Genomic DNA, 14,115 nt, shown 5'->3' on the forward strand with positions numbered 1-14,115 from the left:
TCATTACAGGTCGATAGAAGCCTGCTTTGCATATTTCTTGAGTGAAAAAGCATTAACGCACCATTTCAAACCTTAGATTTAACTGACAAGCAGATGAATGCTGGCTAGACTTAGGTGAGTGTGTCAATCCTCAGCAGGAAGTCATGTCGAAGACGCAATCGATCCTCGTAACACCAGTTCTTGCAGACGATTCCAAGTCCCTGCTAGTACCTGTGTACTATCGCGTTGCGTCTGACGATGTCGACAATGATCCAGCAAGCGTGAACCTGGCTGGCGTTGGAGCTGTGGTGACTTTCGACAGTTCAGCCCTGACCTTTGATGGCTACAACGCAGACCTGGGAACAGATCTATTCCAGGTACCCACGGCATTCAGTGAATCTGATCTGCGCGGCTCGCTCGAATCAAGCGGTAGAACCTTTACAGGACTGGACGCGGGTGAGATCGATGGAAACGCATCAACAGATACAGGGATTGCCTTCAATTACATCGTCGCGAACGAATTGTTCGACGACGATCCCAACACCACTTGGAACGGAGAGCTGGACTGGCCAGGAGATGAAAAGGCTCTCAGCGACAGTGGTATCAAGCTGTTTGATCTCCGCTTCACGGCATCAGAGACGTTCACCGAAGGTCAGAGTCCGATCAACGTCTACCTGTCGACGACAGCACCCAACTACGGCGGAGTGGCAAGCAATGGCTTCGCCGTTGTGGAGACAGCCACGCAGGCTTTGAGCAGCATCGCGGTCACGGCCAGCGCAGCACACGTTTCCGAAGCAGACACAGCCGGAGTTATCACGTTCAACATCGCCCGCACAGGCGATCTGACCGGCCAAGCCACCGTCAACTGGAACATCAAAACCACTGGTGATGGTGTGATCAACAGTGATGACCTGTTGAGCGCCACCAGCGGTACGGTCAGCTTCGGCGATGGAGATGGTGACGCCAAAACCGTCACCCTGTCCATCAGCCAAGACAGCATCTTTGAGTCTGACGAGCAACTGAGCATTGAGCTGAGCAATCCGACCGGAAACTCGGTGCTGCAGTCCGGTCAGTTCAGTGCCTCCACCATCATCGTTAACGACGACGCACCAGCTGAACGGCTGGTGGTCAACAACCCAGCCTTTGATCTGATCGGTTTAACGGGGCTACGCAACGACCCTCGTTACTCCGAAATCGATGGTGAACGCCCTCTGGTAAACGGTGAAAACATTGATAACTACAAAAATTTCAGCGTTGCTGTTCTCGATTCAGGGGTCGAGGGAACTCACGACAAACTGAAAGATAATTTTGTTGGATATGTCGATTTCATCGGCAGTGCAGGGAATGGCACGACCCGTCAGATAACTCTGCTTGACACAAACAATGACAAGATAATATCCGACGCAGAGCTACAAGCAGCCTCCGAGGAATTCATCGACAATGTGGGGCACGGAACTCACGTTGCTGGAACCGTTGGCTCCAGCGATCCAGAAATTGGTGTTGCAACGGGTGTTGATGTACTTGGATTACGCGTCGGCGACGCCTATGGAATGAATGCCGCTGATATCAATGAAGCTCTTCGCTGGGTTCTTCAGAATCGGACAGAGCACAACATTATTGCCGTCAACATGTCTCTGGGAGGCGGTTTCTTCGCCACCCGTCCAGAAAATGATGAATCAGTTCAACAGGTCAGAGAGATCATTCAAGAGCTGGAAGAGCACGGAATAACTGTTGTTTCAGCAGCAGGCAACAGTTATTTCGCAAACCACCTCAGCAATGAACTGAGGGAGAACCTGATGTCTCCCGCCATTGCAAGTTCCCTGGCGGTCGGAGCTGTGTGGAAAGACAACTCCCTCCAAAATGTTCAGACGGGTGGAGGATCCATTGACTTCGAAACAGGAGCCGACCGGATTACAGCCTTCTCCCAACGCCTGAGCACTTACGACGGCATGCTGTTCGCTCCAGGAGCGATGATCCCGTCCACAGTGCCTGGAAACGGAATCGGGTCGAAAGCCGGCACATCCATGGCTTCGCCAATGGTCGCTGGAGCAGTTGCTCTGCTCCAGGATGCTGCACTCACCTTCGGAGGCCGTCTTCTGTCCACCCGTGAAGTGGCAGACATCCTCGATCGCACCGCTGTTCAGGTGTTCGATGGTGATGATGAAAATAACAATGTCACGGCGACATTCAAGAACTACAAAAGGATGAATGTCTACTCAGCCGTTCAGCAGGTTGAAAGAATGTTTGTAGCACCAACCGATGGTGGAGATAAAATCACCTATTACTTCACTTACACATACAGCAACGGTGATTCATACAAAGGCTATGGATACGCAACAGATGTAGATTCAATCTATGCAGAAGGCCTGACACCAGATGAGAATAACAGTGTCACAATCTCCAATGTTTCACTGACAGACACAGAAGGGTCAGCAACAACTGGAACAGGAATGTATGTAATTCACAGTATCGTCAATGGCGCCGAAGGTGACGTCGGCCGCGTTGAACTGACAACGTACAACGACGTCGATACCGAGCACGGAAATGCCATTCAGGTGTACGGCTTTGGTACATCAGGGCTGGGATCGGAAAAAGGAGATGCTTTTGGTGAGGACGGCAGCGACGGAACATTTGATTCAGGATTCACAAATCAAAACGAAGCAGATCTCGTCGAAAATGCATATTTAGATATCCAGAAATATGGGTTTGTCTACCGTTACAGCACCAAAGCAAGTTATGCCGTTGATGAAAACGTGACGCTCGCTGCCCAACTGAGCGGAAGCAACGAGAACTTCACCATTGTAGGAGGTGATGATCAAGAATTGTTCACTATCAATCCAATACAAATTGGCAACAACACCTTTGGAGTCCTGAACTTCAAAGAAAGTCCGGATTACGAGCAAGCGGCTGATAGCAATTCAGACAATATCTACAAAGTCAATGTTCGCTCAAACGAAGTCGCCACGATCAATGGTGCAGATACAGAAATTGGTGTGATTCAGGAAATTACGATCAATGTCAGCGATATCAACGAGCGACCAGAATTTCTTGATTCTCCGATCAATCAGGACCCGACAGAAAAACACGTCTACCTCGTTCCGGAAGGCAGCACGGCAGTTACCACGTTGCTCGCCAACGACCCTGATGCAGCCGATCAGAATGCTCTTAGTTTCAGCATCGTTGACGACAGCTCAGCCACCGATACAACACCAGGACTGTTCCAGATCGATGAGGCGACCGGAGAATTAAGCCTAATCACTCCACCTGATCACGAAACACTGAAGCAAAACGGAAACTGGATTTTCGATCTCACCATTGAAGTTCGAGATAGCGGTGGTCCGGGAAACGAGCTCGATGCGAATGGTCAGGCCATTCCACTTAGCAAGAGGCGTTACATTCAAGTTCAGATTACTGATGTTGATCAACACGACGTCGAATTCCTCGAGCCGGCTGATCGTCAGGGTGAAACCGTCGAAATCAACAACGGATTGTTTGATGGCGTCGTCGCCGAAGGATCTGTAGCAGGCACAGAGGTTGACATCACAGCAAATGCAATCGACCAAGATGCCACCAACAACACCATCACCTATTCGCTGAGTGATGGATCAGATGATGCTCTCTTCACCATTCATCCCAACACCGGAGTTGTCACGGTCAAGAATGGCGCTGGTATTGATTTTGAAACAGCAGAAAGCCACACGATTGAAGTCGTCGCGGAATCATCTGATGGATCAACAACAAGCCGTCAGTTCACAATCGGTGTGGAAAATGTGCGTGAAGCCGATCCTTACTTCAACAGTTCTGCAAGCCGAAGTGTAGACGAAGGAACCACAACTGTTAGCACAACGGATGACTTTGTGGGCGGTCAGGCAATCACTGACCCCGAATCTCAGGGTCCATACACTTACAGTATTTCTGGAGGGGCAGATCAGAATCTGTTCAGCGTTGAGGCCAGCAATGGTTCCCTGAGCTTTATCGCAGCACCAGACTTCGAAGCTCCATCCGATACCGATACAGACAACGTCTATTCCGTCGAGCTCACGGCCAGCAACGGTGCGGGTACATCCAAAGCTCAGCTACTCACCATCAGGGTTAACGATGTCAACGAATCTCCGGTCAGTGCACCGATCGATATCAACAGCACTGGTGATTCTCTTAACGAAAATGCCATCTCCGGCACTGCAACAGGGATCCAGGCCTCAAGCACCGATGCCGATGGAAGCAACAACGGTGTGACCTACAGCCTTGTGGTGGCAGAGGGCGATGCACCTGCGGATACCTTCGCAATCAATCCCAACACAGGTGTCATCACTGTTCAGGTTCCAGACGCACTGAATTTCGAAGCCAATCCCGATGTCACAGTCACTGTACGGGCGACATCTGAAGATGGATCAACCGCAGACACACAATTCACCATCCCACTAGTCAACCTCAATGAGGAGTTTGAACTCAGCTCAGCAACCAATTTCTCCATCAATGAAGGAAGCAATCGCACTGTTGGACAACTGACTGCGATTGATGACGACGGCACTACAGATTTCAGCTTCAACCTGGTTGGCGCTGATACCGGCGATGCCAATTTCTTCACAATTAATTCATCAACAGGTTTGCTGAGTTTCAAGGTCGATCCTGATTATGAAACTCTTGCAAGCGAATCAAGGCCGCACTTTCAATTTCAAGTTGAGATCTCTGATGATGTTCCAGAAGGCGCCATCGGTGATCAGATCACCAAAACCATCGACGTCCAGGTTGACATCAATGATGTAGTCGAAAGAACCACGACACTTCCCGGTTTCCTGAGCGGTGACAGCGCGCAGACACAGGCTAATTCCATTGATTCGGAGCTCTACACAGGTCATGGCTATGCCCGTGTCGTCGATGAGACGCCTCTTTACAGCCTGAACCAGCAAGTGGTTGGTGATTATGGTATTTACACCATCACCTCAGTACAAACCCTGAAGCGTGATGCCAATGAGGTGGAGAAACTTGATAACAAAGTCTTGATCGATGACTACTACGACTTCCAGGTATCCCACAACATCCTGGACGAGGATGGCAATGTTGTTACACCGGCCGGAACCAAACTGAGTTCTGATGACAGCAGTCTGGATGCCAATGCCCGAGCTGCATTCGCTATCCACACTCTGGGAGGAGGCAATGCTGGACTCGGGTCAGAAACCGGTGAAGCTTACAACTTCTTCCAGAACAATGAAAAATACGCATTCTCTCCTGAACTTCAGGCCGACGTCGTTGGTACCAACCCAACCGATTACGCCTATTACACGTTCACTTATTACTTTGGAGCAGGTGATGGAGACTTCTACAAAGGTTACGGATTTGCTCACGAGGGATCCTTTGGATTAAGCACCCAAGAGCAGAACAACAATCTATACGGAAACTGGAAAGCCATCCAGAATGGCAGAGCAGATGATGCCGGCACAACTGATGTGGATGAATCACGTGAGTTGAAATACACAGCCAACAACGAGGGTTACTACATTATCGATAGCGTGTTTGCTAATGCCCCGCTGGATGACTCCGCGCTCGGTCTCGTTGGCGTTGACGAATACTTCGATGCAGATTTTCTCAACAGAGAGGCTGGCGACACGCAAGCAGGTCTCTACGCCCGTGATGTGATCGGCTACGGTGAATCTGGATTGGGCAGTGAAGCAGGAAAAGTCGTCGATTACGACGAGGTCAGTTTTGACATCTATTTCGGCAATACATCAACACTGAACGATAATTTTTACGGTTGGACCGACATGCGTTGGGATTGGTCAACCGAAGGGGTGCATTACGACCTGAGCTTGAACCAGCAAGAAGCAAACCTCGAGTATCGAGGAACGGATCAAGACACCACAAAACATGAAGCTGACAATCTCGGCTCGCTGACCATCGACACAACGGCAATCACAACAAACGCCCTGAACGGAACATCAGCGACGCATGTAATCAACTCGGATGGATTTGCTGGAAACTGGATCGGACGTGATCGTCTGATGACGACTGGGAATGCACCTGATGACACCCTGTTTGGTGGATGGATACCAGAAGACATCGACTTGTACAAATTTGTAGTTGACACTTCTGATGTCAACTTTGCAGCCATCGACAACTCGGGAGAATTGGTCGATGGAGCTGATCCTGTGCAGGCCAAAGGGGCCCGCGTCACCATCGAAACGAGCTTCCTGAAAAATAATGCCGGTGAAGTAGTCAACCCTTCCGTCGACACAATCCTGCGCTTATTCAATGCTTTTGGCGAGCAGATCGGCTACGACGACGACTCCGGCACACTCCCCTTCCAATCGAAGATCAACGCCAGACTTGCTGATGGTGAGTACTACCTCGGCGTCAGCGGTTACGACAACGACGGCTACAACCCTCTCCGCGAAGAGAACGCTATCGAAGCCGATACAGGCCGCTACGTACTCAACATCTCCACAGCTCCCCTCCGAGAAGTCGAAGCACAGGATCGCAATGGCACCTTGGCAACGGCGCGCTTCGCAGCCGACCCAACCACCGGTGAAGGAGCGCTCGACATCATCAATTCAGCTTCTTTCAAAAACGGCTTCGATGTCCCCGTCTGGATCGGAACAGATCCGATTGACTATTCAGTGACTGGTGAGGCTGCCAGCAACTGGTACACCGTCGGCCAGAAAGATGTCGACATGATCACGTTCGAAATCCCCAGCGAAGATCGTGCAGGTGTCAAGACACCCATCACGATTCTCACCAGTCCGAAAGCAAGTCCCATGGCTTATGTGGAAGCTTATGAGGTGAATGGGGGAACACTCACAGCAGCAATCAGCAGCCCAACGAATATGGTCGACACGTTGAAGGCAAATACACAACATTACCTCCTGTTTGATTTCAATCGGGAGAACGTAAGCAACTTTGATCTGGCAGACATCGTTCTGTTCGACGGTAGCGCCATCTCAGATGCCATTGGTACATTTGATACCTCATATCTTGCAGCCGTCAATTCCTCCTATCAGGTCACGGCAGATGGAACAGCAGATAACACGACGACCGCAAACATGTTTGCCGTCAAATTCACTCCTGTGCAGGACATGGCCTTTGACCCCGGGAAAGACAGAAGGGACACGTCTTTCCGCATTCGTGCTGCCGATGGCAACACCGATGTCGGGGTGATTGGAGCCTTCGATATGGATGCCGACATGGATGGTTTCTACGATGCGGAGATTGACACAGTCCTCAGACTATTCGATGCCGATCCAAGCAGTGAAACTTATGGCAACGAACTGGCTGTTAATGATGATTATGGCCATGATGTTTATTCACGTCTTGATCTGAACCTTGATCCAGGAATTTACGCCGTCGCGGTTTCTGGCTACGGCAACGAGGAATATAAGGCTGTTCCTGCTGACACAACCGGACCAGACGGTAGCCCTGATGGAACAGTAGATGGCTACGACGCTGCTGCTGCCACGGATCGATTCCGCGGGTCTACAGGCATTACGCAGTTGCACGTGATCGTCAATACCAACGTTCAATCTGACCCGAACGGAACACTCATCAATGCCGACACTATTGAATTAACGCCCGGCAACAGTCTTTCCCTGAGCGAATCCTTCGGAACCGATCTCAAACGAGAGGATGGCACTACAAGGAATGTGCTTCTCGTCGACGACGTTGACCTTTACACCCTGAACGCAACGACAGATGGCAGATTACTGATTGATGTCGACGCGGTAGCAGATGCCAATGAGAAGACAAAAGCAACTATGCTTCGTGTCTTCAACTCTCGGGGAGAAGAAATTGCCAGCGACACGGCGAGCAGCTATGCCCAGGACATCGCTGGCAATGTCACTGAAAGCACCGAGGCGGATCACAAAGGAAGTCATCTCAACGTAGAAGTCCTTGAAGATCAGACGTATTACATCGGGGTATCCCAACTAGAAGGTCAACAGGACTATGAGCCGACCTCAATCAACGGCCGCTCAGTCAACACTGTCAATGAAGGTAGTTATCAGATACACATTGATTATCAACCCAATTTCAGCAGCCTAGAACTGGATGCCGATGGTTACATCGGCGCGACTTCAATCACCGATATTGATCTCAGCAGCAACAGCTTCACAGGTTCAGGAACAATCGGGGATGACATCACCACCAACGACCTACTGGTGGGGCCTTCAGATATTGACTTTTTCAGGATCTTCTTCGATCGCGATGGAGAAGGCAATGCAACAAGCACAAACTCACGAATTCTGAGTGTTGAAGCCAAAGGTGTTGCTGCCACGGAGCGACTCGACGTGGCTCTGGATCTTTACACGATGAACGATGCTGGATCTGAATACCTGCGCGTCAATGGCAATGATAATCAAGGTGACGTCAGCATCACTGACCCCAACGATGAAAACCGTGACGCCCACTTCAGTGCAAGCATCAACCCCGGCACCGAGTATTTCCTTGCCGTACGGGGTTCAGGGAATGACATCGTCAACCCAGAAAACCTCAGTCACTCCGTGTATGGGAGCACGGGCGATTACACCATCGCAGCATCTCTGGCTGCAGCGGTCACCGGCCGAAGCAACAGCACCCTCACAGGCTTTCTGAACAACTCCGTCAGCTACGACGGATCAGACCTCTCAACCCTGCAGGGCAGCACGTTTGATCTCGATCTGATTGCCGACTCCCTTGAAGCCACTGGCATCACTACAGGTGAGGACAATACAGCAGTGGAACTGGACATCCCATCGGTTCCTGCAACAGGCCTGATCTTTGAGGGCGAAATCGGGGCCGATGGCGGTGAGAACACACACCCGTTCGCGGCCCTCTACCGCGCAGAGCTGGGACTGGATGATGATGCACCTGTTCGCAGTGATTTCGTCGGTGCCGACGACATCGACCTGTTCCGCTTCCGGATCGAACAGGCAGGGTCCTATGAACTCCGCACCAAGATCCTGGGTGATTCCACCCAGCAGGCAGATCCCGACATCCGACTGTTCAAAGCCGATGGCACTGAGCTGACGTCGTCCGCAAGCCTGGAGCATCCTGCACAAGGACTCACTGAACAACTGGTGATTCAGCTGGCCGTCGGCGATTACGTCGCCATGCTCTCCGGAGAAGGTGCCGCAACGGATCAGAAACTGAAGCTCGACACCAAAACAGACACAGCTGGTTCACAACCTGGCTTCGATGGCTCCCTCACGGAAGCTGATTACATCGAACTCGGCCGCAACATGGGCCAGTACGCGTTCGAGATCCGTCAGGCTGTGCTGGAAACCACAGAAGCTGAGCAGAGCGGTACAACCGCAGGATTCAACCTCAACATTCCCGTGAACATCGGTGGCTTGAGGGTCGCTGGCAACAGCAAATCGGTCTTCCTCGTTCGCACAGTCGATGGAGCTGAAACCGAGATTGCTGGTTCAGTGCATAAGGATGCGGTCACCAGCCGTCTGTCCTTCGTCCCCAGTGATCCCGCTGAGATGGCCCAACCGGGTCAATACGACTTCCGCATCCGCAAAGGTCACCTGCAGGGTCTGAATGCCGATGGCTCCCTGGCCATGGATCCCTCCACCGGCAATGCTCTGGTCGGAACTGTCGCTGGAAGCTTGCAGCTGACCACCGACGACACGGTGGAATCAACCACCATCCAGACCGTGACGAATGAAAGCAGGCTGGTTTACCTGCCAAGCTTCACCCGTGCTCCTGGCCAGGAGGTGAATCTTGAAGGTGGAGACGGAATCCCCGTTTACATCACCGACACCACTGATCTGCGCGAGTTAAGCGTCACACTTCACTTTGAACCCGGTTCACTCACCATTGCCGGCAGCAACACAATCACGCTGGCGAGTGACCTCACCGATGCAGGCTGGAGCATCAGCACCACGGATCTCGAGCAGAGCGTTGGTCGCTTGAGCGTGACTTTGTCCGGACCCTCTGAACTGGCCGCTATCGAAGACGATCGTGAACTGTTCCGCATCGATGCCAGCGTGCCGATGAACAGTACATTCCGATCAGAAGAGCTGTTCGGAGTTGAGGCATCCGGCCGTAAAGACACAGGTGCGCCGCTGGACATCATGGGGTCATCTGCTCTGATGAAGATCGCCATCATGGGCGACAACGATGGCGACGGAGAAATCAAAGTTGGCGATGCCATCAGCGTTCTGCGCAACATCGTCGGGCTGGATGAAGGCTTTACTGGCTATTCCTACACTGATCCAACAATCATCGGTGACACAGATGGAAACGGTTCACTGAGTGTTGGCGATGCAATTCAGGGGCTACGAACTATAGTTGGTCTAGAGAACTCTGAATTCATGCAAGTGAACGACTACGTGAGCGATAGCATCGCCCAGCTGGCCGGTGCAGGCGTCAATCCCATCGACCCAATCGTCAGGATCGGATCTGCGACAGTCGAATCCGCTGAGACGGTACAAACGGTCACCCTCCCGGTTGACATTGTTTTCCTTGACCCAGGCCCGACTCACATCAGTGGTTTTGAGATTGAGATTGGCTACAACGCCGCTGTACTCAATTTCGTAGAGGATGGATCAGCAGTTGAGATTTCCAAGCTGCTCAACAACTATCCCACGGATAACGACGTTTCAAGGCTGAGAGGATCCAACATGGTTGGGTGGCTGGTTGATCCTGGCTACGAAATGAATGGAGATCATGATCCACTGCTCACGACGCTTGCGGCCTCAGCAACAGAGAATGGAGAGTCCGGTGTTATCAGGGTTGCAGGTGGCGCAAGTGCTAACGGAATTCCGGTGGCGGATGCCTCAGCCGTTGCTGAAGACAACCCGATCAGAATTGGAAGTCTTGTCTTCAAAATTCCAGCCGGAACCGCTGACGCAATATTTGATTTCGATCTAACCAAGGAGACAGTCTCGATCAACGGAATTGTTGACGGATCGAACACCCCACTCACCACAACAGATGTCATCGATGGTGTCGTGACACTGGGTGATGCTGTCGCTCCAGACACAACACCACCCACAATCGCGATCACAACAAACAGCGCTGAACTGGGTGTTGGCGATACAGCAACCATCACCTTCACCTTGTCTGAAGCCTCGACAGACTTCACTGTTGACGATGTCACCCCCATCGGTGGTTCCATCAGCAACTTCTCTGGAAGCGGCACAAGCTACGAAGCAATGTTCACCCCCGACCCCGAAAGCACCACAGAAGGTGTTATTTCCGTTGACGCAAGCAAATTCACGGACGCTGCCGGCAACGCCAATACAAGTGCTAGCTCAGTCTCCATGACTGTTGACACCAGGGATACGACACCCCCAACGGTGACGATCACAACAAACAGCGCTGAACTGGGTGTTGGCGATACAGCAACCATCACCTTCACCTTGTCTGAAGCCTCGACAGACTTCACTGTTGACGATGTCACCCCCATCGGTGGTTCCATCAGCAACTTCTCTGGAAGCGGCACAAGCTACGCCGCCATGTTCACCCCCGACCCCGAAAGCACCACAACTGGTGTTGTTTCCGTGGCTGCAGGTGCATTCAAAGATGCCGCCGACAATGCAAGCATCGACGATGCATCCGTGAGCATGACGGTGAACACTGTCGTTCCTGACACCACAGCTCCGACAGTTGCGATCACCACCAGCAATGACGCACTGGCCGCCAATGAAAGAGCCACCATCACCTTCACCCTTTCAGAGGATTCAGCTGACTTCACCGAAGATGATGTCACCGTCAGCGGCGGTACTCTCAGCAGCTTCAGCGGCACAGGAACCACGTACACCGCAACGTTCACACCAGCGGATAACAGCATTGCCGATGGTGTCGTGAGCATCGACGCGGGCAAATTCACTGATGCGGCTGGGAATGCCAACACTGCTGGATCAATCACAATGTCGGTGAATACCGATGTCACTGCTCCAACGGTAACGATCACCTCGAACGTCGACTCACTCGGCATTGGTGAAACGGCCAACATCAGCTTCACCCTCTCAGAGGCCTCAACAAACTTTGCGGTCGAAGATATAATCGTGGCTGGTGGTACTCTGAGCGGATTTAACGGAAGCGGCAACTCCTACACCGCGACCTTTACTCCAACTCTCAACAGCAATGTTGATGGTGTTCTGACTGTTGAAGCCGAAAAATTCACTGATGCTGCTGGGAACGCCAACACTGAACGATCAATAACACTCTCGGTCGACACCAGGGACACAACGCCTCCATCAGTTGCTATCACAGCAGACGATCAAGAACTCACCATTGGCGAGACTGCTAATATCACCTTTACATTCTCTGAGCCTATACAGTCAGAGTCACCCCAAAATTTCGAAATTGAAGATATTTTGGTTACCGGAGGATCGATAAGCCAATTCTCCGGCGAGAACCTTACTTACACTGCACTCTTCACCCCAGCAGCCAACAGCACAACTGCCGGCGTCATCACAGTACCTAGATTTAAATTTAACGACCTGACCGGGAACGTTAACAGCGCACAGACGCAAGCAATCATCAATATCAACACACTTGTTCCTCCTACGATAACAATCAACTACGACCTAAACGATGTTGATTTAGACGCAAGTCAGATCGCAATTCAATTCATTCAAAGTGTACCAACCGACTTCAAGATCGAACACGTCAGCGTTACAGGTGGAGAGCTCACTCTGCTAGATGCAAGTTCAACAGATCAGTTGATCCGATACGGAACATTTACACCATCAGCAAACAACGTTTCCGGCGATACAACAATTACAATTCTCGCCAATAGTTTCAAAGACGAGAACAATACATTCAATAATGTTGAGATTTCTAAGATCATTGAAAATGATATTCCCACTCCGCCAACTACACCAACTACGCCAACTGCACCAACGACTCCCTCGACTCCGAGCACGCCCGCAGAGACAAGCACACCTCCATCTGCACCCAGTGCTTCCAATCAAACACCTCCTATCACAACAAGTGCGGGTGAACCTGCCATTGGAACAACGCCTCAGGGTGCTGCTATCAAAGCACCAACCAGCAACGCTTCCGAAGCAGCTAAAGCCGCTGTCAACAATATCAAAACCTCCTCAGATATTGCGGTTCAAGCGACAGACAAGGGTGTGGTCGCGACAACAACCGGTGGCTCAAAAGTCACAGTCAAACCTGAAACAGCAGACAAGGTCGAAATCGCCGAAGACAACACTGGTCGCCTGACATTGAAAGCCACTGAGAAAGTTGAAGATGTTGAAATTGTCGCCAACAAGCCTGACCTCAGTATTGATGGATCCAAAATCAAAAACTCGACATTTGTTTTCGAGGAAGGCGTTACTGCAAATTTGGTCAGTACATCCAAGGTACTGAACAACGCGACCTTCACCATGCAGGAAGGCAAAGACAAGGCAACGTTTGAGAGTGGGACCATCAAAAATTCGACAGTTGATACCGGTGCCGGTGGAGACGATATTGTGATTGGAGCTGATGCAACTGTTAAAAAGGCAAGCTTTGACCTTGGAAGCGGTAAAGACGAAGTGGTTATTGAGGGTGAGGTCAAAAAGGCCGAGTTCAATATGGGTGACGACAATCAAAAAGACAAAATACAAATCGACTCACTGGAAAACATCAAGAAAAAGCTGACAATTGACAACTTTGGCAAGCGTGACAAGCTGATCGTTGATGGTGATAAATATGGCTTTAAAGCCCTTCAAGAACTTGACGGATCATTAGGAAAAATAGAAGTCAACTTCCAGGGCGAAGAGAATAATTCAAGTTCTGATATTGTTTCTGGCTTCGACTTCCTATAACAACTCTGACATCTAGTGCCACCATAAGGCACTAATGACATCCCCACAAAACCGTCAGTCACCAGCTGGCGGTTTTTTATTGATTTAGGGCGAAAGAACTCATATCAGATATGCAACAAATTAATGCCCAAACCAGAAGCGCACAGAAAAGATATCAGACTGACATTCACGGGTTGTCGCGGCTCAAAGGGCACTGAAAAACAATCGAAATAACATCATCCGCAATAGACTCATTGATCAAATTCAATAGATAGATTCCTGCGGACACACGAATTTCTCAATGACTGATTTACTAGGCCCCTTAACAAGAAATTAAGATATGGGGGGCCTCAAGAATCCAATAATGAGCATGACCAATGACCAAGCAGACTCGACAAATATGAAAAAAATATCTATC

General features: G+C 50.7%; 1 protein-coding gene. It reads left to right on the forward strand.

Annotated elements, in window-relative coordinates; all coding sequences use genetic code 11:
* Window positions 1-143 precede the first annotated feature (143 nt).
* Window positions 144-13,718 carry an Ig-like domain-containing protein gene (locus KR49_RS07710; protein WP_043693714.1) on the forward strand — a complete coding sequence of 4,525 codons (13,575 nt, stop codon included), beginning with the start codon at window positions 144-146 and terminating at the stop codon, window positions 13,716-13,718.
* The last annotated feature ends 397 nt before the right edge of the window (window positions 13,719-14,115 follow it).

The organism is Synechococcus sp. KORDI-49, assembly GCF_000737575.1.
GTDB lineage: Bacteria > Cyanobacteriota > Cyanobacteriia > PCC-6307 > Cyanobiaceae > Parasynechococcus.